The organism is Shinella sp. (genome assembly GCF_052438155.1).
Lineage (GTDB): Bacteria > Pseudomonadota > Alphaproteobacteria > Rhizobiales > Rhizobiaceae > Shinella.
This window is the reverse complement of the sequence record NZ_JBQVPI010000007.1, coordinates 283,267-302,439: the sequence shown is the minus strand read 5'-3', so window position 1 is coordinate 302,439 and position 19,173 is coordinate 283,267. Positions and strand designations below refer to the sequence as shown.

Sequence of the window (19,173 nt, the reverse complement as noted above, 5' to 3'; positions counted from 1 at the left end):
GGCAGATCGCCTTCAGCAGGCCACGCAAACGATATCTCGGAGGAGATCAAGATGGGTGTCGAAGGCATCGGCGCGCGCGTCGCGCGAAAGGAAGACAAGCGGTTTCTCATGGGCCAGGGCCGCTACACGGACGACATGGCCGTGCCGGGCATGCGCTATGCCGCATTCGTGCGCTCTCCGCACGCCCATGCGAAGATCAGGAGCCTCGATACGTCCGCGGCGGAGGACATGCCGGGCGTCATCGCCGTGCTCAACGGCAAGCAGATGCTCGACGACGGCATCGGCAACCTGATCTGCGGCTGGATGATCCATTCCAAGGATGGTTCGCCGATGAAGATGGGCGCCTGGCGGCCGCTCGCGCATGAAACGGTGCGTTATGTCGGTGACGCCGTCGCCGTGGTGGTGGCCGACACGATGGGCGAGGCGCGCGACGCCGCCGAAGCCGTCGTCGTCGACTACGACGTGCTGCCCGCCGTCACCAATGCGGTGAAAGCGCTCGAAGCCGGCCAGCCACAGCTGCATCCGGAAGCACCCGGCAACCTGATCTACGACTGGCAGATCGGCGATGCCGGCGCGACGGACGCGGCCATTGCTGCGGCAGCACATGTCACCGAGATGAAGATCATCAACAACCGGCTGGCGCCGAACCCGATGGAGCCACGTGCGGCGCTCGGCATCTACGATTCCGCCGAAGACCACTATACCTGCTACACGACGAGCCAGAACCCGCACGTCGCCCGCCTCGTGATGAGCGCCTTCTACAATGTGGCGCCGGAAAACAAGCTGCGCGTCATCGCCCCGGACGTCGGCGGCGGCTTCGGCTCGAAAATCTTCATCTACCCGGAAGAGATCGTCTGTCTCTGGGCCTCGAAACGCTCGGGCGTTCCGGTGAAATGGACCTGCGACCGCACCGAGGCCTTCTTGACCGATGCGCACGGACGCGACCACGTCTCGACGGTCAAGATGGCCTTCGACGCCAACAACCGCATCACCGCGCTGAAGGTCGACACGATCGCCAATTTCGGCGCCTACATGTCGCTGTTCTCCTCCGCCGTGCCGACCTATCTCTATGCCACGCTGCTGTCCGGCCAGTACAACATCCCGGCCATCCACGCCAATGTGCGCGCGGTCTATACCAACACGGCCGTTGTTGATGCCTATCGCGGCGCCGGGCGGCCGGAAGCAACCTACCTGGTGGAACGCACCGTGGAGACAGCGGCACGCGAACTCGGCGTCTCGCCGGCAGAGCTGCGTCGTGCCAACTTCATCCGCAGCTTCCCGCACCAGACGCCGGTGATCATGAACTATGACGCAGGCGACTACGAAGCCTCGCTGGAGGCCGCCATGCAGGCGGCCGACTGGAACGGTTTTCCGGCTCGCAAGGCGGAGGCAGCAAGCCGCGGCATGAAGCGCGGCATCGGCATGAGCTGCTACATCGAGGCCTGCGGCATCGCGCCCTCGGCGGCGGTCGGCTCGCTCGGCGCCGGCGTCGGCCTCTGGGAATCGGCGGAAGTGCGCGTCAATGCCGTCGGCACGATCGAGGTGCTGACCGGCTCGCACAGTCACGGCCAGGGCCATGAGACGACCTTCGCCCAGCTCGTCGCCGAACGCTTCGGTGTGCCGATCGACAGCGTCTCCATCGTGCATGGCGATACCGACAAGGTGCAGATGGGCATGGGCACCTACGGCTCGCGCTCCGGCGCCGTCGGCATGTCCGCCGTCGTCAAGGCGTTGGACAAGGTGGAGGCCAAGGCGAAGAAGATCGCGGCCCACCTGATGGAAGCCGACGAAAGCGACATCGTCATCGAGAACGGCGCACTGAAGGTCGCCGGCACCGACAAAACGGTGCCGTGGTTCCAGATGGCGCTTGCCGCCTATACCGCCCACAACCTGCCGTCCGGCATGGAGCCGGGCCTCAAGGAGGGCGCCTTCTACGATCCGGCCAACTTTACCTTCCCGGCCGGCTGCTACATCGCGGAGGTCGAGGTCGATCCGGACACCGGCAAGACCGAAATCATCCAGTTCGTCGCCGCCGACGATTTTGGCAACATCATCAACCCGATGATCGTCGAAGGCCAGGTGCATGGCGGCATCGCGCAGGGCATCGGACAGGCGATGCTGGAAGGCGTGCATTACGATCCGGAAACGGGCCAGCTCCTGACGGCGAGCTACATGGATTACACCATGCCGCGCGCCGACGACCTGCCCTCCTTCAGCCTCTCGCACCAGAACACCCCCTGTCCAAGCAATCCGCTCGGCATCAAGGGCTGTGGCGAGGCCGGCGCCATTGGTTCGCCACCGGCGCTGATCAACGCCATCACCGATGCCATCGGCAACAACGACCTCACCATGCCCGCGACGCCCCAGAAGGTCTGGGCGGCTGCGCGTGCAGCAAGCAACTGACGGAGGAAGCCATGTACGCAACGAATTACCATCGCGCATCCTCGATCGCCGACGCCGTCAAGCTGCAGTCCTCCTCGGACGAAGCGAAATACGTCTCCGGCGGCATGACGCTGATCCCGACCATGAAGCAGCGGCTCGCAGCCCCCTCCGACCTCGTCGATCTGCGCCACATCGCAGACCTCAAGGGCATCTCGGTCAATGGCAGCCGGGTCCGCATCGGAGCGGGCACGACGCATGCCGAGGTCGCCGCCTCGGCCGAGCTGAAAACCGTCTGCCCGGCGATCTGCCACCTCGCATCCCTTATCGGCGATCCGCATGTGCGCCACATGGGAACGATTGGCGGCTCGATCGCCAACAACGATCCCGCTGCCGACTACCCCTCCGCCATGCTGGCGCTGGGGGCGACGATCGTCACCAATGTGCGGGAAGTCTCCGCCGACGACTTCTTCACCGGCCTCTTCGAGACGGCGTTGGGGGACGGCGAGATCGTCGTGGCGGTGACCTTCGACTCTCCCGCCAAAGCCGGCTATGCCAAATTCCCGAACCCGGCCTCGCGCTATGCGATGACCGGCGTCTTCGTGGCGAAGGCGGGGGATGGCAGCGTGCGGGTGGCGGTGACGGGTGCGGGGTCCGATGGCGTCTTCCGCCATGCGGGGCTGGAACAGGCGCTTTCCGCCAACTGGTCGGCGGATGCCGCATCCGGTGTGACTGTCGATGCCTCCAACCTGCTCTCCGATATCCACGGCAGCGCGGAGTATCGGGCGAACCTCGTGAAGGTCATGGCCAAGCGCGCGGTCGCGGCAACCTGACTTCCACGAAAAAGCTGAAACTGGTTCGATTAAAAGGACGGTTGAGGCCGTCCTTTTTTCATGCAGACTTGACATGCATCAACAGGAAATGGCCTTTGAGACCGTAAGATACTTTGGAATGGTTCAAAGGTGGCGCCGATTTGCCGCAGCGGATACCGTTGCAGCGAAAGGGCGTCGGGTGTAGCCGATTGAACGACCGCCAACGACGATGGTGTCCGGCATCTGACCGGACAGGAGACTTCGGATGGACTTCGAGACCTACTTCAAGAACGAGCTGGATGGCCTGCATCAGGAAGGCCGCTATCGCGTTTTCGCCGACCTGGAACGCCAGAAGGGCAGCTTCCCGAAAGCGACCCGCTACACGGCGGACGGTCCGAAGGACGTCACGGTCTGGTGCTCGAACGACTATCTCGGCATGGGCCAGCACCCGAAGGTCACCGAGGCGATGAAGCTTGCCATCGACCAGTGTGGCGCCGGTGCCGGCGGCACCCGCAACATCTCCGGCACCAACCACCACCATGTCCTGCTCGAACAGGAACTCGCCGACCTGCACGGCAAGGAATCGGCGCTGCTCTTCACCTCGGGCTATGTGTCCAACTGGGCCGCCCTTGGTACGCTCTGTTCGAAGATCCCGGGCATCATCTGTTTTTCCGATGCCGGAAACCACGCGTCGATGATCGAGGGCATCCGCCACTCGAAATGCGAGCGCGTGATCTGGAAGCACAACGATCTCAAGGATCTCGAAGCCAAGCTCGCTAGCGCCGACCCGCGTGCGCCAAAAATGATCGCCTTCGAATCGGTCTATTCGATGGATGGCGACATCGCTCCTATCAAGGACATCTGCGACCTCGCCGACAAATATGGCGCGATGACCTATCTCGACGAAGTCCACGCTGTTGGCATGTACGGCCCGCGCGGCGGCGGCATTGCCGAACGCGACGGCCTGATGCATCGCCTGACCATCATCGAAGGCACGCTCGGCAAGGCGTTTGGCGTGATGGGCGGTTATATTACCGGCTCGACCGCGCTTTGCGATTTCGTCCGCTCGTTTGCCTCCGGCTTCATCTTCACGACCTCCCTGCCGCCGGCGATCGCAGCCGGTGCATGCGCCGCCATCCGCCACCTCAAGGAAAGCCAGGTCGAACGCTTCGCCCATCAGGAGCGCGTGCGCCGCCTGCGCTCGGCTCTCGACCGCAACGGCATTCCGCACATGCCGAACCAGAGCCATATCGTACCGGTGATGGTGGGCGATGCCGCCAAGTGCAAGTGGATCTCGGACCTGCTGCTCGACAATTTCGGCATCTACGTCCAGCCGATCAACTATCCGACCGTGCCGAAGAAGACCGAGCGCCTGCGCATCACGCCGACGCCGCTGCACACGGATGCCGACATCGATCACCTTGTGGGCGCGCTGCATTCGCTCTGGTCGCGCTGCGCGCTCGCCCGCGCCGTCGCCTAAACTACAGCGTAAGTCGAAACTATCCGATAAGCCCGGCGGCCACCCGTCGGGCTTCTTCGTCTGCGGCAAAGACATCATCCATGGATGCGGCCGCCGGCAGATGGGTGAGCCTGTCCATCACCTGCTCGGCAATATCGGCCATCGACAGGAAACCGATACGCCCGTCGACAAAGGCCTGGAAAGCCACCTCCTCCGCCGCATTCATCACCGCGCCCTGCAAGCCGCCGCGCGTGAGCGCTGTGCGGGCGAGGCGGAGCGCGGGAAATCGCTCTTCGTCCGGCGCCTCGAAATCGAGCCTTGAGAGTTTGGCAAAATCCAGCCGATCGACATTCAGCGCCGAACGCGTCGGGTAGGTCAGTGCATAGCCAATCGCCGTGCGCATGTCCGGCGCACCGAGCTGCGCCAGCACCGAGCCGTCGATGTAACCGACCATCGAATGGATGATGGATTGTGGATGCACGACAACCTCGATCTGGTCCGGCCGCACATCGAAGAGGTGCTTCGCTTCGATCATCTCCAGCGCCTTGTTGAACATCGAGGCGCTGCCGATCGAGATTTTCAGGCCCATCGACCAGTTGGGATGGGCGCGTGCGATATCCGCCGTGACGCCCGCCATCTGCTCTCGGCTCCACGTGCGGAACGGGCCACCGGAGGCTGTCAGCACAATGCGCTCGACGGCGTGGCGCTGGTCGTCTTCCAAGGCCTGGAAAATCGCGCTGTGTTCGCTGTCTACGGGGATCAGCCGCCCACCGCCCTGCGCAACAGCCTGCACAAAAAGATCACCGGCAGAGACGAGGCATTCCTTGTTGGCAAGCGCGATATCCGCTCCCCGCTTCGCCGCCGCAAGCGTCGGCGCAAGACCCGCCGTGCCGACGATCGCCGCCATGACCCAGTCCGCATCACCGGACGCCGCTTCCAGCAGCGCCGATCGCCCGGCAGCCACCTCGATACCGCTGCCGGAAAGCGCGTCCTTCAGATCCGCGTACCGGCTCTCATCCGCCGTCACCACCATTTGCGCACCGCAGTCGCGCGCCTGCGCAGCGAGCAGCTCGACATTGCCATTGCCGGTCAGCGCCACGACCTCGTAGCGCTCGCGCCCGCCGAGCTGGCGCACCACGTCGAGCGTGCTGGTGCCGATGGAACCTGTCGAGCCGAGAATGGTGATGCGGCGTGTCTGCCGCGCGTCCGGAGCCATGATGTTTTCCGCGATTTTCTTGTTTTCTACAAATGGCTCTACAGGCGAAAGACGCCTGCAACAAGTCATCGAAATGCTGTAAAGCGAAGGCAGGTCCGGTGTTCTGGAACCCGCGACTTGACCTTTTCGCCCGGTCGGCCATAACGTCCCAGCAAAGCGGTCTTCCGCCTGACGCGATTGGAGAAATCTGTGCACCGACGCCTGAGAGTATGGACCCTCGCCTGCCTCGCCCTTTGGGCGGCGGCTCCGGCCTATGCCGACGAGCCGGTCCCGGGCGGTCTCGGCGGCACCTGGCTTGCCGAAGATATCAGCGGCAACGGCGTGATCGACGACCTGCAGACGACGCTGGAAATCAAGCCGGATGGCTCCTATGGCGGCAATGGCGGCTGCAACACCTATCGCGGCAAGCTGAAGGTACAGAACGGCAATATTGCCTTTGCCCCCGCCGCCGCGACGCGAAAAATGTGCGCGCCCGCCATCATGGATCAGGAGCAGAAGTTTTTCGACACGCTCGGCACCGTGACCTCGTGGCGCCTCGAAAACGGCATCCTGCACCTGACCGGCAAGGAAGGCGGGCCCGCGATCCGTCTTGCCGCGCTCAAGAACAACACCGACATCGTCATCCGCCTGCCGGGACCGGAACAGAGCGTGGCGCGCGAGACGCTGAACTACCAGTGTGACGCCGACCAGCGTGTGGTGGTCGAATACATCAATGTCGGCGCCAATTCGCTCGCCGTTCTGCGCATCGCAGACGAGACGATCATTGCCTCCAACGTCATGGCCGCCTCCGGCGCCAAATATACCGGCGGCCGCTACGAATGGTGGACCAAGGGCGACGAGGCGACGCTCTACGACCTGACCAAGGGCGAGAACGCGCCAGGCGTCAACTGTAAGAAGACCGGCTGAACCGGAACCGGAGAGGGACACGACATGCCCACATTCCAGGTCGGACAGAAGGTCGTCTGCGTCAACGATCGCTTCAAGAACGTCTCGATCGACCAGGGCATTCGCAAGGGGCAGGTATACACGGTCCGCTGGGCCGGGCACTATCGCCACTATGTCGACGGTGATTTCTACGGCATCAAGCTGATGGAACTCTATCGCGGCAACGATGACGGCCCGGAGGGCTACGGCGCCACCGACATGCCCTTCCGCGCCAGCCGCTTCCGCCCGCTGGTCAGCGACCGCATCCGCAGCATGCTCGGCATAAAGGCGCCGACGCCGAAGGTTGTTGCGAAGCCCTCGGTCGTTCCGTCGATCAAGACCAAACCGCGCGTGGTTACGCCTGAGCGCGAGAAGGAAGACGTCTGATCGCCTCCGTCTGGCGCACACCTCACGCCGGCAAACCCGGCCTGACGACGTCGCCGGCCGACTGACGCACCACTTCCGAAATCTGCAAAAGCTGTTCGGCAAGAGGGCTGGTCTTGCGCCAGATCATGCCGATCGTTCTGGACGGTTGCGGAGCATTGAAGCGTGCGATCGAAACGGTCGCCGAACGGGTTTCCACCGCCACGGCCATCTCCGGGATCAGGGTGATGCCGATACCGGCGCCGACCATCTGAACCAGCGTCGACAGCGAACTCCCATCCATCAGTTCGCGCGGGCGCTCCGTATTCACCTTGCAGAAGGACAGTGCCTGCTCGCGAAAACAATGCCCCTCCTCAAGCAGGAGCAGCCGCATTTCGCTCAGCATGTCGCGATTGGGAACGGGTTTCCCCTCGTCCTTGCCGGGCCGCACGAGCACGAAATCCTCCTTGAACAGCGCCACTTCGGTCAGCGATAGCTCGGAGACTGGCAAAGCGACGATCGCGGTATCGAGGCGGCCCTCTGTCAGTTCCTGGACCAGTTTCGCGGTTTGCGTTTCCCGCACATGGATGTCGAGTCCGTCATAACGCTGGGTGAGATTGCCGATGATCGCAGGCAGCATGTAGGGCGCGACAGTCGGGATGATGCCGATCCGGAGACGCCCCGCCAGCTGGTTCCTGGCCGCCCGCGCCACATCGCCCAGTTCGTCGACCGAACGCAGGATTTCCCGCACGCGCACGAGAAAGGCCTCGCCAAAGTTGGTGAGCCGGACCTGCCGCGCGCCGCGCTCAAAGAGATCGCTGCCGAGCTCTTTTTCGAGTTCCTTGATCTGCGTCGATAGCGCCGGCTGGGAAATCGAGCAGGCATCGGCCGCCCGACCAAAATGATTGTGGCGCGCCATCGCTTCAAAATAGCGCAGTTGCCGGAGGGTAAAGTTCATCATAACCTTATCTTATCGCGCCCATCAATAAATCAAACTTAAATTTATGCCGGCCTTTTGCTAAGTCCCTATGAAAGGAGATGAACCCTAGGTCATCGCCCAGTGCGGACGCGCCTTCTCGTATCCGCCAACACAACTCGGCCCCGGAGACGTGCCAAGACCTCCGGGCGGAACACCCATTCAGATCAGACGGGAGAACAATCATGGATACGAAAGTCGAAACCGCGGGCCAGTGTCCGGTCGCCCATGGCGGGCGCAGCGCAGCAGATTCGTCCATGCGGTCGAACCGCGACTGGTGGCCGAACCAGCTGAACATCAAGCTGCTGCACCAGTATTCCGCCCTGTCCAACCCGCTGGGTGAACAGTTCGATTATGCCGCGGAGTTCAAGACGCTCGACTACGAAGCACTCAAGGCAGACCTTCGCGCCCTGATGACCGACTCGCAGGACTGGTGGCCGGCCGACTTCGGGCACTACGGCCCGCTCTTCATCCGCATGGCCTGGCACAGCGCCGGCACCTACCGCATCTTTGACGGTCGCGGCGGCGGCGGTCAGGGCCAGCAGCGTTTCGCGCCGCTGAACAGCTGGCCGGACAACGTCAACCTCGACAAGGCCCGTCGCCTGCTCTGGCCGATCAAGCAGTATTACGGCAGCAAGATTTCCTGGGCCGACCTGTTCATCCTCACCGGCAACGTCGCGCTGGAATCGATGGGCTTCAAGACCTTCGGCTTCGCCGGCGGCCGTGCCGACGTCTGGGAGCCGGATGAAAGCACCTATTGGGGCTCCGAGACCACCTGGCTCGGGAGCGACAAGCGCTTCACCGGCGAGCGCCAGCTCGACAAGCCGCTTTCGGCGACGCATATGGGCCTGATCTACGTCAACCCGGAAGGCCCGGAAGGGGTTCCCGACCCGCTCGCAGCCGCGCACGACATCCGCGACACCTTCGCGCGCATGGCGATGGATGACGAAGAAACCGTAGCCCTCATCGCCGGCGGCCACACCTTCGGCAAGACCCATGGCGCGGGTGACACAAGCCTCGTGGGGCCCGACCCGGAAGCCGGCGCGATCGAGCAGCAGGGCCTTGGCTGGGACAACAAATTCGGCACCGGCAAGGGCGCCGACACGATCGGCAGCGGCCTGGAAGTCACCTGGACCTCGACGCCGACGCGCTGGACCAACAACTTCTTCTGGAACCTGTTCGGCTACGAATGGGAACTGACGAAGAGCCCGGCCGGTGCACATCAGTGGAAGCCCAAGCACGATGCCGGCGCAAACTCGGTGCCGGATGCGCACGACCCGTCGAAGCGTCATGCCCCGGCGATGCTCACCACCGACATCGCGCTGCGCGCCGACCCGGCTTACGAAAAGATCGCCCGCCGCTTCTACGAGAACCCGGATCAGTTCGCTGACGCCTTCGCCCGCGCCTGGTTCAAGCTGACCCACCGCGACATGGGCCCGCGCGCCCGCTACCTCGGCCCGGAAGTGCCGCAGGAAGAGCTGATCTGGCAGGACCCGGTTCCCGCCGTTGATCACCCGCTGATCGATGCAGCCGATATCGCTGCGCTGAAGCAGGCAATCCATACTTCAGGCCTCAGCGTCTCCGAGCTCGTTTCGACCGCCTGGGCCTCCGCCTCGACGTTCCGCGGTTCGGACAAGCGCGGCGGTGCAAACGGTGCTCGCATCCGCCTCAGCCCGCAGAAGGACTGGGCGGTCAACCAGCCGGCACAGCTCGCCAAGGTTCTCGAAACGCTGGAAGGCATCCAGAAGGCGTTCAATGACGCGGCAAGTGGCGGCAAGAAGGTCTCGCTGGCCGATCTGATCGTGCTCGGCGGCTCCGCGGGTATCGAGACGGCGGCAAAGGCAGCCGGCCACGCTATCGACGTGCCCTTGACGCCCGGCCGCACCGATGCGACGCAGGACCAGACCGATGTCGAGTCCTTCTCCGTGCTCGAGCCGGTTGCGGACGGTTTCCGCAACTACGACACATCGGATGCCAGCATCCCGGCAGAAGCCCTGCTCATCGACAAGGCCAATCTCCTGACCCTCACCGGTCCAGAACTGACCGTGCTGCTCGGCGGCCTGCGCGTGCTCGACATCAACCACGGCCAGTCCCAGCACGGCGTCTTCACCAAGCGCCCGGGTGCGCTTACGAACGACTTCTTCGTGAACCTGCTCGACATGGGAACCGCCTGGAAGGCCGCATCGGACGACCAGACCGTCTTCGAAGGCCGCGACCGCCAGACCGGCGACGTGAAGTGGACCGCCACCCGCGCCGACCTCGTCTTCGGCTCGAACTCGCAGCTACGTGCTTTCGCCGAGGTCTACGGCGAAAGCGATGCGCAGGAGAAGTTCGTCAAGGACTTCGTTTCGGCCTGGAACAAGGTGGTCAACGCCGACCGCTTCGATCTCGTCCGGTCTTAAAGAAAAGCGGGCGCGGCTGGTCTCCAGCCGCGCCCGTCTTCATTGTACAGCTTCGACTTCGCCGCCAGCGAGACCAACGAAGCGACAGTGCGCCAATTGCACCGATGCGAGTTCATGGACGAAGCGCAGAATATCGTTCTTGTAGGCGGGCCGGGCACCGGCAAAACCCACGTGGCGATCACAATCCGCCTCAAGCCAGGCCTATGCACGTGAGTTTATTGGTGATCCCGCCGCGATTCGAACGCGGGACCCCCAGATTAGGAATCTGGTGCTCTATCCTGCTGAGCTACGGGACCACTAACTGCACCCATACAAAAGCCGGGGCTCGAAGCCAAGAGATTTTCCGCGCGAACGTTCATGCGTTCCATTCGGAACAGCGCGACGGGACGCGCCATGAGACAGTCGGGTCATCGGATGGAGATGGCTCCACCCAACAAAACCCCAAGGAGACTGTCCATGCGCAAGATCATGCTTTCCGCTGTCGTCGCAACCGTAGCGGCACTTTCCTTCGCCGCGCCCTCGCAGGCCGGCGGTTTTTCGATCGGTTTCGGCTTCGGCCATGGCTGGGGCCATGGCGCTCACGTCACCATCAGCGACGATTATGGCTACGACTGCTTCTGGAAGAAGGTGAAGCGCTACGACAAGTGGGGCAACCTCGTGATCAAGAAGATCCGTGTCTGCCACTGATCGCACGTATCCAATCCTCCCCGCCTCGCCCGGCTGACGTCCCTGCAGCCGGGCACTTTTTTGTCAGGCGGCGAGCCGGCTTTCCGCGAGTTTCACCCAGTAGGTCACGCCATGCGGGATGGCGTCGTCGTTGAAATCGTAGGCCGGATGGTGGAGGCCCGCCGTATCGCCATTGCCGATAAAGATGAAGGCACCGGGACGGGACAGCAGCATGTAGGAAAAATCCTCGCCGCCCATCATCGGATCAAGCGCCGGATCGACGGCGGCCTCGCCGGCAATCTCCTGAGCGACGGCGACCGCATGGCCGGTTTCTTCCGGATGGTTTGCCGTGACGGGGTAGTTGCGATGATAGCCGACCGTAATCTCCGCACCGTGCGCGGCGCCAAGACCCGCGCAGATCTGGCGGATGCGGGCCTCGGCCTCCTCGCGCATCTCGGCACTCAGCGTGCGCACCGTGCCGGCAAGCTGCGCCTGTTCCGGAATGACATTGTGGGCGAAGCCGGCGTTGAACTTGGTGACGGAGACGACGAGCGAGGCGATCGGATCGGCAACGCGCGACACGATGGTCTGGAGCGCCGTCACCACATAGGCGCCGATGACGATCGGATCGACCGTCTTGTGCGGCAGTGCCGCATGGCCGCCGCGGCCCTTGACCGTGATGACGAACTCGTCAGTCGCCGCCATGATCGGCCCCGGACGCGTGCCGAAGGAACCGACCGCCATGCCCGGCAGGTTGTGCATGCCATAGACCTCGGCAATGCCGAAGCGCTCCATCATGCCGTCCTTGACCATTTCGTTGCCGCCACCGCCGCCCTCTTCAGCCGGCTGGAAGATGACCGCGACATTGCCGGAGAAATTGCGTGTCTCGGCAAGGTATTTTGCCGCGCCGAGCAGCATGGCTGTGTGCCCATCATGGCCGCAGGCATGCATCTTGCCCTTGGTGGTAGACGCCCAGGGCTTACCACTGGTTTCCTCGATCGGCAGCGCATCCATGTCGGCGCGAAGGCCGATCGTGCGTCCCGCGCCCTTGCCGCGGATGAGGCCGACGACACCGGTGCGGCCAATACCTGTCACGATTTCGTCCACGCCGAACGCGCGCAGCTTCTCCGCCACGAAGGCAGCCGTTTTCTCCACCGCGAAGAGGATTTCCGGCTCGCGATGGATTGTTCGGCGCCATTCAGCGATTTCGTCCTGCATTTCTGCGGCGCGGTTGAGAATGGGCATACGTTTTTCCTGTCCTACTTGGCCGGAAATTTGGCCATCTGCATTCGATGGCTTTGCCATCACCGTGCCATATAGGTTAAATAGGGCGACGGTTCGAGACAACTCCCGATTTCGAGGACACACCCTTGCAGATGAACGGACGAACGACGCGCCGGAGCGCACGGCTTTTGAGCCCCGCCCTGCTCCTGGCAGCATCCCTTCTGGCCACGACAGCGACGGCCGCCCCGCGCATGCTGGTGGACGTCAACACGCTCCAGGTCATCGAGCATGAGGATGCCTTCCAGCGCTGGTATCCCGCCTCCCTTACCAAGCTGATGACGGCTTACACGGTGTTCCGCGCCATCAAGGCCGGCGAGTTGTCGCTGGAAAGCCCGGTCGTGATGAGCAAACACGCCGCCGCCGAGCCGCCGAGCAAGATGTATTTCAAGCCCGGCCAGAAGATGACCCTCGACAGCGCACTGAAGATCATTCTTGTCAAATCGGCAAACGACGTGTCGGTCGCTATCGCCGAATCGATCGCCGGTTCGGAGCAGGGTTTCGTCGACCGCATGAATGCTGAGGCCGCTCGCATCGGCATGAGCTCGTCGCGCTTCATCAATCCTAACGGCCTGCCCGGCAAGGGCCAGTACACGACAGCACGCGACCTTGCGGTTCTCGCCGTGACACTGAAGCGCGAATTCCCGCAATACGCCCCCTATTTCTCGCTGGAAGGGTTTACGACCGGCAAGAAGCAGTATCCGAATTTCAACATGCTGATCGGCCGCTTCGATGGCGCGGACGGCATGAAGACAGGCTTCATCTGCGCCTCCGGCTTCAACCAGGTGTCCTCCGCCACCCGCAACGGCCGCAGCGTTGTTTCCGTGGTGCTTGGCTCGGACAGCCTTGGCGCCCGCGCCGACATCTCGGCCGGCATGCTGGAGAAGGGCTTGACGATGCGCGCAGGCAAAGTGCCGACGCTCGGCCAGCTCCGCCCCTATGGTGAAACGCGCGACATCGTCGCCGACGTCTCGCAGGAAATCTGCTCGAAGCACGCCGCCAAGGTGCGCAGCGAAGGCCGCGACGAAGCCGGCCGCCAGAAGCTGGTGTCACCCTATATCCACGAGCTGGACCGGCCGCTGAAGTTCGTCTTCGCCGGCCTTCTGAACGGCGAAGCGGCGAAGACGGCCGGCAACGACAAGGTTGCCGCCAGCGACATGGGCGATGTCGCCAATGTGCCGATCCCGATCCCGCGACCCACTTACTGATTGACAGGAAAGACCATGACCCTCGCTGAGCGGCGCGTGCCGGTTTCCGTGCTCACCGGATTTTTGGGCGCAGGCAAGACGACTTTGCTCAATCGCCTGCTGAAGGACCCGTCGCTCACCGACACGGCCGTCATCATCAACGAATTCGGCGAAGTGGGCATCGATCATCTGCTCGTCGAGCAGTCGAGCGACGGCATCATCGAACTGTCCGACGGATGCCTGTGCTGCACGATTCGCGGCGAGCTGGTCGATACGCTGGCCGACCTGATGGACCGCATGCAGACGGGCAAGATCCAGCCGCTGAAGCGCGTGGTGATCGAAACCACCGGCCTTGCCGATCCTGCTCCCGTGCTGCAATCGGTCATGGGCAATCCGGTGCTCAGCCATTCCTTCACTCTCGATGGGGTGATCACCGTCGTTGACGCAGCCAACGGCCTGTCGACGCTCGCCAACCATCCGGAAGCGGTCAAACAGGTCGCCGTCGCGGACCGTATCCTGATCAGCAAGGTCTCGCTCGCCGACGCGGCGACGGTGGAGGCCGTGAAGCGGGAGATCGCCGCGCTCAATCCGCGCGCGACCGTATCAGACGCCGATACGCCCGGTCTGGTCGGCCCGGACCTGCTGGCCAACGGCCTTTACGATCCCGGCAGCAAGATCCCGGATGTCCGGCGCTGGCTGCACGAGGAAACGCACGAGCGTCATGATCATCATGATCACCACGATCACGATCATGGGCACGACCACCACCGTCATGACCACGGGCATCACCATCACGGCCACAGCCATCAGCACGCCCATGACGTGACCCGCCACGACGCCACGATCCGCTCCTTCAGCATCGTGCACGACCGCCCGGTCGATCCGATGGCGCTGGAGATGTTCATCGACCTCTTGCGCTCCGCGCATGGCGAAAAACTCCTGCGCATGAAGGGTATCGTGCTGATGTCCACCAGCCCGGAGCGTCCGCTGGTGCTGCATGGCGTGCAGAGCGTCTTCCATCCGCCGGAGCGCCTGCCCGCCTGGCCGGAAGCATCGGACCGCCGCACGCGGCTGGTGCTGATCACCAAGGACCTGCCGGAAGCCTTCGTGCGCGACCTGTTCGACGCCTTCACCGGCACGCCGGGCATAGATCGCCCGGACCGCGCCGCCCTGGAGGACAACCCGCTCGCCATACCGGGCCTGCGTCTCTAGAGCCTAAACTTTCTTGCGGATCAGGAAACGGTGCCCCGCCTCGACGCGCTCGCTTGCTTCGAGCGCGTGGCCGTCCTCATGGCAGAAGTGGGGAATGTCGATGACAGCCAGCGGATCGGTGGTTTCGACCCAGAGCGCCGCGCCCACCGTCATCGACGACAGGCGTTTGCGGGTCTTCATCACCGGTAACGGGCATTTCAGCCCGCGCAGGTCGTAGATCTCGGCGTCATCGCGGGCAGCCGCGATGGTCATTTCTGCCAGAACTTCCAGAACGGCTTTTCAGCCTTCTTCTCAACGACTTCGACATTGGCGTTGTCGCCCGGCACCGGGAGAGCGCCAGCGCCTTCTGCCGGTGTCTCCACACGCTGGCCGGCAGTCTCGGCTACAGAGGTTCGCGCTTCCTTGCGCGTCGCCTGCTGGCCGGTTTCGCTCGTCACCGGCTGTTGCGTCTGCTGGGTCTGCTGCGTCATGGTTGGGACAGGCTCAACCTTGCGCGGCTCTTCGTCCTTCACCCAGATCTTCCAGAAAGGCTTGGGCTCTTTCTTCTCGACGACCGCGACGCCGGGATTTTCCTCCGGCACCGGCAGAGCACCCTTGCCCTCGGCCTGCTTGGCCGCCTTCGCGGCCGCAACGTCGGCGGCAAAAGCTTCTGCTTCCTTGATCTTCTGCTGCTCGGCGGCAAGCTTGGCCTCTTCAGCCTCCCGCACGGCGCGTTCGGCGGCCTCGACCTTGCGCTTTTCGGCTTCCTCGGCCTTGCGCTTCTGCTCGGCGATTTCGTGTGCCGTCATCAGCTTGCCGGCATCGAGCGAATTGCCTGTCGGTGCATAGGCAAGTTCGCGGCCCTTGCGCTGATCGGCGACGATCGCCTTGCGCTGGGCTTCCGAGGGCTCGATCCAGACTGTGCCATTATATTTCTGCATCGCCGTGGCATAGGAGGCGGCATAGGTCTTGTTGTAGTTTCCAAGCGCCACTTCGAGGGCAGCGGGCGTCGTCGTCGCCGGGCAGGCGCCGGTCGGTGAAAAGGGCTTGTCGGACTGCTGGTTGAAGACGTATTTCTTCTCGCAGACATTGACCTCGGGCGGACGCTTGGTCAGCTCGAAATGGTCGTAGCCGACCTTCAGCATCTTCCAGAATTCGATATGCGGATTGTCGCGGTGACGCGCCATGTTCTCCGCGGTCATGCGGAAGGGAAACGCCTGAAGCTGGATCGTCGACTGGCCGCCGCCGAAGGCGTCGCGCGCAAAGGCGAAGATCTCGACCATCTGCTCGTCGGTCATCGAATAGCAGCCCGACGACGAGCACGCACCGTGGATCATCAGATGCGTGCCGCTCGCCTTGTTGGCGCGGTCAAAGGTGTTCGGATAGCCCGTATTGATCGCGAGATAGTAGCTCGAATTCGGGTTCATGTTCGCCTTGGAAAGCGGGTAGAACCCTTCCGGCGCCTGGCGGTCGCCTTCTTTCGTCTTCGGGCCGAGTTTGCCGGACCATGCGCAGATCTTGTAGTTGCGCACCAGCTTGAAGCGGTTCGCCCGGTCAGCCTTCCAGAGTTCCAGCCTGCCCTCTTCCTTGAAGATACGCAGCAGCATCGGCGAGGAACGGTCGATGCCCATCGAGGACAGCTTGCCCAGCACCGCCGACGACAGCTGGTAGTTGGTCTTGCTGGAAACCTTGGTGATATCGACGTCGACCTTGTCGAACGTGTCAAGCGTCTCGTTGGTGCAGCCGCTAGCGGCTACAGCGAGGAGCGATACAGCGGCAAGAACAGTCAGGCGCATTCGAAAGGTCCGTCAACAGTCGTCAGATCGCGTGCCGTCACGCCGGCTCGGCGGACGCGCAGTGGTAACCGGCTTATACTTCATAAATTCTTAACCGGAAATTTTTTCGCGCGCTGCCGGAAGACCGCAATCGTTTCAGACACAAGGATTATGGCCGAGATTGGGCGGTGGCGGCCCTTGGGCCGCCAATCGGCAAGAATTCGCCAGAGACAACCGCCATTTACAGTCCGGCATGGACCGAATAGCGGTTGGTCTTAGAGCTGGCGTCCGATGTTGAGGTAGCGCTGGCGGCGGTCCTTGCGGAGCTGGTCGCCCGGCTTGGCGCCGAGATCCTTGAGTGCTGCCGCGATGACATCGCCGGTGCGCGCGATCACGGCCTGCGGATCGCGATGCGCGCCGCCGACCGGCTCCTGGATGATGCCGTCGATGATGCCGAAGGTCTTCAGGTCTTCCGCGGTGATCTTCATGTTGCTCGCCGCTTCCTTGGCGCGGGTGGAATCGCGCCACAGGATGGAGGCTGCCCCTTCCGGCGAGATCACGCTGTAGATCGCGTGTTCCAGCATGTAGACACGGTCGCCGGTCGCAATGGCGATCGCGCCACCCGAGCCGCCTTCGCCAAGCACAACGGAAACGATCGGCACGCGGACATTGAGGCACATTTCGGTGGAACGGGCGATGGCTTCCGCCTGGCCACGCTCTTCCGCGCCGATGCCCGGATAGGCGCCGGCGGTATCGATCAGCGTGATGATCGGCAGGCCGAAGCGGTCGGCCATTTCCATGACGCGGATCGCCTTGCGGTAGCCTTCAGGCCGCGCGCTGCCGAAATTGTGCTTGAGGCGCGACTTGGTGTCGTTGCCCTTTTCCTGGCCGATGACGGCGACGGCTTCGCCGCGAAAACGACCAAGACCAGCCTGGATCGCTTCGTCTTCGGCAAACTTGCGGTCGCCAGCGAGCGGCGTGAACTCTTCGAAGAGCTGCGCGGCATATTGCAAAAAGTGCGGGCGCTGCGCGTGGCGCGCGACCTGCGTCTTCTGCCAGGGCGTCAGCTTGGAATAGATGTCGGCCATCGCCTCGCGGGCGCGGATTTCCAGTCGGCCGACCTCATCCGTCGTGTCGATGCTCTCATCTTCTTCGGCGAGCTTGCGGAGCTCGTGGATCTTGCCTTCCAGATCCGAGATGGGCTTTTCGAAATCGAGGTAGTTGTGCATGAGATGCGTTTCCGATCGTTTGCTCAAACCGCGCCAGGGATGCAGTTGGCCGCGGGGCCATTTGCAAGCATTGGGGGTCCTAATCCGGTTTTTTTGCCTGTTTGGCAAGAGGGTGATGGTTTTGAACCAGCTGGTGGAGCCGTTCTTCCAGTACATGTGTATAGATTTGTGTCGTCGAAATGTCCGAGTGGCCGAGCAGTTCCTGTACGGCACGCAGGTCCGCGCCGTTCTGCAGCAGATGACTGGCAAAAGCATGGCGAAGCACATGCGGCGATAGCGTCGAGGCCCGGATGCCGGCGCGCCCGGCAAGGGCCTTGAGATCGCGCGCAAACACCTGCCGCGCCAAAAAGCCTTCCTTGCTCTGGGCCGGAAAGAGGAAGCGGCCCGCCGCCGGATCGTCGCCGATCTCCGCCGCCAGTGCCTCGCCATACGAGTCCAGCGCCGAAACGGCAGCGCGCGACAGCGGCACCAGCCGCTCCTTGTTGCCCTTGCCCTTCACCACGAGGAACCGTCCCGTCTGCGCCAGCACGCTCGCCGGCAGAGAAACCAGTTCGCTGACGCGCATGCCCGTCGCGTAGATCAGTTCGACAAGCAGATGCATGCGCCGCTTGAGGAGAAGATTTCCGCCCGGCTCCGCCGCTTCCGTCTCCGCCCGCTCGATGAGGCGCGTCACATCATCGACGCTCAGTATCTTCGGCAGCGAACGCCCCTTTTTCGGCGCATCGAGAATACCGGTCGGGTCATCGCCGCGCAGGCCTTCGCCATAGAGGAACTTGAAGAACTGCCGCAGCGCCGAAAGCCGCCGCGCCTGTGAGGAGGCGGCAAAACCCTGCCTGGCGAGATGGCCGAGATAGGCGCGCAGGTCGTCCGGCGTCGCCTCGGTCAGGCGCACGCTGCGTTCATTGAGGAAGGACCGCGCATCCTCCAGATCCCGCTCGTAGGATTGCAACGTATTCGTCGCAGCACCGCGCTCGGCACTCATCATTTCGAGAAAAGACTCGACCTGAAGGGCGGAGGGGTCCCTCATGGCTGTGGATTCACCCGTTCGGAGGGAATGCGGATCGTCACCTCGCGCTCCGTCGGCTCGACAAAGGTCACCAGCGCCACCATCGCGCCGTAGATCGACCCGGCGATCACGGCGCAGACGAACAGGAATCGGAAAAGGGTGGGCATGGCATTCTCCGGGGCGATGCCTTCCTATATCGCCTCCGCCTCCTTCAAGCGCAAGGCCGACCATGAGCCGACACAAGGGATGAAGGCTCCGGCAGACTTGACGCTTCCGGCACTTTTGTCGATACGGAAGGGGACGAAAC

General features: G+C 63.2%; 17 protein-coding genes, 1 tRNA gene and 1 pseudogene. 10 read left to right on the top strand and 9 right to left on the bottom strand.

The window, feature by feature from the left end; all coding sequences use genetic code 11:
* Nucleotides 1-51: 51 nt before the first annotated feature.
* The 3 genes from ACT6VE_RS16010 to hemA all read left to right on the top strand — a co-directional run bounded on the left by ACT6VE_RS16010 (nt 52) and on the right by hemA (nt 4,671).
* Complete coding sequence (locus ACT6VE_RS16010; protein ID WP_444799534.1) at nt 52-2,403, top strand: xanthine dehydrogenase family protein molybdopterin-binding subunit; 2,352 nt, start codon at nt 52-54, stop codon at nt 2,401-2,403.
* 11 nt (nt 2,404-2,414) lie between these two features.
* The gene (locus ACT6VE_RS16005) at nt 2,415-3,212 is read left to right on the top strand and encodes an FAD binding domain-containing protein (RefSeq protein WP_444799533.1); all 798 of its coding nucleotides are present in this window, start codon (nt 2,415-2,417) and stop codon (nt 3,210-3,212) included.
* A 244-nt stretch (nt 3,213-3,456) separates the two neighbouring features.
* Complete coding sequence (gene hemA, locus ACT6VE_RS16000; protein ID WP_444799532.1) at nt 3,457-4,671, top strand: 5-aminolevulinate synthase; 1,215 nt, start codon at nt 3,457-3,459, stop codon at nt 4,669-4,671.
* A gap of 19 nt (nt 4,672-4,690) precedes the next feature.
* On the opposite strand, the gene dxr is transcribed toward hemA, so the two are convergent.
* Nucleotides 4,691-5,866 (bottom strand): 1-deoxy-D-xylulose-5-phosphate reductoisomerase, encoded by a 1,176-nt coding sequence (gene dxr, locus ACT6VE_RS15995; protein ID WP_444799531.1) that lies wholly within the window; start codon nt 5,864-5,866, stop codon nt 4,691-4,693.
* Between the two features lie 189 nt (nt 5,867-6,055).
* On the opposite strand from dxr, the gene ACT6VE_RS15990 reads away from it, so the two are divergent.
* On the top strand, nt 6,056-6,772 hold the full coding sequence (locus tag ACT6VE_RS15990; protein WP_444799530.1) for an META domain-containing protein: 717 nt from the start codon (nt 6,056-6,058) through the stop codon (nt 6,770-6,772).
* A gap of 24 nt (nt 6,773-6,796) precedes the next feature.
* Nucleotides 6,797-7,177, top strand: coding sequence for a CAP-Gly domain protein (locus ACT6VE_RS15985; protein ID WP_069060864.1), 381 nt, complete (start codon nt 6,797-6,799; stop codon nt 7,175-7,177).
* A 22-nt stretch (nt 7,178-7,199) separates the two neighbouring features.
* Here ACT6VE_RS15985 and ACT6VE_RS15980 read toward each other — a convergent pair whose 3' ends face one another.
* Complete coding sequence (locus ACT6VE_RS15980) at nt 7,200-8,114, bottom strand: hydrogen peroxide-inducible genes activator (protein ID WP_444799529.1); 915 nt, start codon at nt 8,112-8,114, stop codon at nt 7,200-7,202.
* Between the two features lie 200 nt (nt 8,115-8,314).
* Here ACT6VE_RS15980 and katG point away from each other — a divergent pair, with 200 nt between their 5' ends.
* Nucleotides 8,315-10,531 carry a catalase/peroxidase HPI gene (katG, locus tag ACT6VE_RS15975; protein ID WP_444799528.1) on the top strand — a complete coding sequence of 739 codons (2,217 nt, stop codon included), beginning with the start codon at nt 8,315-8,317 and terminating at the stop codon, nt 10,529-10,531.
* Nucleotides 10,532-10,573: 42 nt separating this feature from the next.
* Nucleotides 10,574-10,717, top strand: a pseudogene (locus tag ACT6VE_RS15970) (ATP-binding protein); the annotation flags it as partial.
* A 33-nt stretch (nt 10,718-10,750) separates the two neighbouring features.
* Here ACT6VE_RS15970 and ACT6VE_RS15965 read toward each other — a convergent pair.
* A tRNA-Arg gene (locus ACT6VE_RS15965) sits at nt 10,751-10,827 on the bottom strand.
* Nucleotides 10,828-10,987: 160 nt separating this feature from the next.
* Between ACT6VE_RS15965 and ACT6VE_RS15960 the strand changes: the two genes are divergently transcribed.
* Nucleotides 10,988-11,218 carry a hypothetical protein gene (locus ACT6VE_RS15960; RefSeq protein ID WP_261005638.1) on the top strand — a complete coding sequence of 77 codons (231 nt, stop codon included), beginning with the start codon at nt 10,988-10,990 and terminating at the stop codon, nt 11,216-11,218.
* Between the two features lie 63 nt (nt 11,219-11,281).
* Here ACT6VE_RS15960 and ACT6VE_RS15955 read toward each other — a convergent pair whose 3' ends face one another.
* Nucleotides 11,282-12,442 carry a M20 aminoacylase family protein gene (locus ACT6VE_RS15955; protein WP_444799527.1) on the bottom strand — a complete coding sequence of 387 codons (1,161 nt, stop codon included), beginning with the start codon at nt 12,440-12,442 and terminating at the stop codon, nt 11,282-11,284.
* A gap of 131 nt (nt 12,443-12,573) precedes the next feature.
* On the opposite strand from ACT6VE_RS15955, the gene ACT6VE_RS15950 reads away from it, so the two are divergent.
* Both ACT6VE_RS15950 and ACT6VE_RS15945 read left to right on the top strand, forming a co-directional pair.
* On the top strand, nt 12,574-13,686 hold the full coding sequence (locus ACT6VE_RS15950) for a D-alanyl-D-alanine carboxypeptidase family protein (RefSeq protein WP_444799526.1): 1,113 nt from the start codon (nt 12,574-12,576) through the stop codon (nt 13,684-13,686).
* Between the two features lie 15 nt (nt 13,687-13,701).
* Nucleotides 13,702-14,877 carry a CobW family GTP-binding protein gene (locus tag ACT6VE_RS15945; protein WP_444799525.1) on the top strand — a complete coding sequence of 392 codons (1,176 nt, stop codon included), beginning with the start codon at nt 13,702-13,704 and terminating at the stop codon, nt 14,875-14,877.
* Between the two features lie 3 nt (nt 14,878-14,880).
* Here the strand turns inward: ACT6VE_RS15945 and ACT6VE_RS15940 are convergent, their stop codons facing one another.
* From ACT6VE_RS15940 to ACT6VE_RS15920, 5 genes are all read right to left on the bottom strand, one after another.
* Nucleotides 14,881-15,129: a sulfurtransferase TusA family protein gene (locus ACT6VE_RS15940; protein WP_444799524.1), complete on the bottom strand. Its 249-nt coding sequence runs from the start codon at nt 15,127-15,129 to the stop codon at nt 14,881-14,883.
* On the bottom strand, nt 15,126-16,652 hold the full coding sequence (locus tag ACT6VE_RS15935) for a L,D-transpeptidase family protein (protein WP_444799523.1): 1,527 nt from the start codon (nt 16,650-16,652) through the stop codon (nt 15,126-15,128). Before ACT6VE_RS15935 ends, ACT6VE_RS15940 begins: the two co-directional genes overlap by 4 nt.
* Nucleotides 16,653-16,906: 254 nt before the next feature.
* A complete protein-coding gene (locus ACT6VE_RS15930) occupies nt 16,907-17,860 on the bottom strand; it encodes an acetyl-CoA carboxylase carboxyltransferase subunit alpha (RefSeq protein ID WP_444799522.1) in 954 nt (317 codons plus the stop codon).
* Between the two features lie 79 nt (nt 17,861-17,939).
* Complete coding sequence (gene xerD, locus ACT6VE_RS15925) at nt 17,940-18,887, bottom strand: site-specific tyrosine recombinase XerD (protein WP_444799521.1); 948 nt, start codon at nt 18,885-18,887, stop codon at nt 17,940-17,942.
* The gene (locus ACT6VE_RS15920) at nt 18,884-19,033 is read right to left on the bottom strand and encodes a hypothetical protein (protein WP_444799520.1); all 150 of its coding nucleotides are present in this window, start codon (nt 19,031-19,033) and stop codon (nt 18,884-18,886) included. Before ACT6VE_RS15920 ends, xerD begins: the two co-directional genes overlap by 4 nt.
* Nucleotides 19,034-19,173 lie beyond the last annotated feature (140 nt).

What these genes read in the sequence shown, in the direction of transcription:
- ACT6VE_RS16010 (WP_444799534.1), top strand. Translation starts at nt 52, where the DNA reads ATGGGTGTCGAAGGCATCGGCGCGCGCGTCGCGCGAAAGGAAGACAAG.
- ACT6VE_RS16005 (WP_444799533.1), top strand. Translation starts at nt 2,415, where the DNA reads ATGTACGCAACGAATTACCATCGCGCATCCTCGATCGCCGACGCCGTC.
- hemA (WP_444799532.1), top strand. Translation starts at nt 3,457, where the DNA reads ATGGACTTCGAGACCTACTTCAAGAACGAGCTGGATGGCCTGCATCAG.
- dxr (WP_444799531.1), bottom strand. Translation starts at nt 5,866, where the DNA reads ATGGCTCCGGACGCGCGGCAGACACGCCGCATCACCATTCTCGGCTCG.
- ACT6VE_RS15985 (WP_069060864.1), top strand. Translation starts at nt 6,797, where the DNA reads ATGCCCACATTCCAGGTCGGACAGAAGGTCGTCTGCGTCAACGATCGC.
- ACT6VE_RS15980 (WP_444799529.1), bottom strand. Translation starts at nt 8,114, where the DNA reads ATGATGAACTTTACCCTCCGGCAACTGCGCTATTTTGAAGCGATGGCG.
- katG (WP_444799528.1), top strand. Translation starts at nt 8,315, where the DNA reads ATGGATACGAAAGTCGAAACCGCGGGCCAGTGTCCGGTCGCCCATGGC.
- ACT6VE_RS15960 (WP_261005638.1), top strand. Translation starts at nt 10,988, where the DNA reads ATGCGCAAGATCATGCTTTCCGCTGTCGTCGCAACCGTAGCGGCACTT.
- ACT6VE_RS15955 (WP_444799527.1), bottom strand. Translation starts at nt 12,442, where the DNA reads ATGCCCATTCTCAACCGCGCCGCAGAAATGCAGGACGAAATCGCTGAA.
- ACT6VE_RS15950 (WP_444799526.1), top strand. Translation starts at nt 12,574, where the DNA reads ATGAACGGACGAACGACGCGCCGGAGCGCACGGCTTTTGAGCCCCGCC.
- ACT6VE_RS15945 (WP_444799525.1), top strand. Translation starts at nt 13,702, where the DNA reads ATGACCCTCGCTGAGCGGCGCGTGCCGGTTTCCGTGCTCACCGGATTT.
- ACT6VE_RS15940 (WP_444799524.1), bottom strand. Translation starts at nt 15,129, where the DNA reads ATGACCATCGCGGCTGCCCGCGATGACGCCGAGATCTACGACCTGCGC.
- ACT6VE_RS15935 (WP_444799523.1), bottom strand. Translation starts at nt 16,652, where the DNA reads ATGCGCCTGACTGTTCTTGCCGCTGTATCGCTCCTCGCTGTAGCCGCT.
- ACT6VE_RS15930 (WP_444799522.1), bottom strand. Translation starts at nt 17,860, where the DNA reads ATGCACAACTACCTCGATTTCGAAAAGCCCATCTCGGATCTGGAAGGC.
- xerD (WP_444799521.1), bottom strand. Translation starts at nt 18,887, where the DNA reads ATGAGGGACCCCTCCGCCCTTCAGGTCGAGTCTTTTCTCGAAATGATG.
- ACT6VE_RS15920 (WP_444799520.1), bottom strand. Translation starts at nt 19,033, where the DNA reads ATGCCCACCCTTTTCCGATTCCTGTTCGTCTGCGCCGTGATCGCCGGG.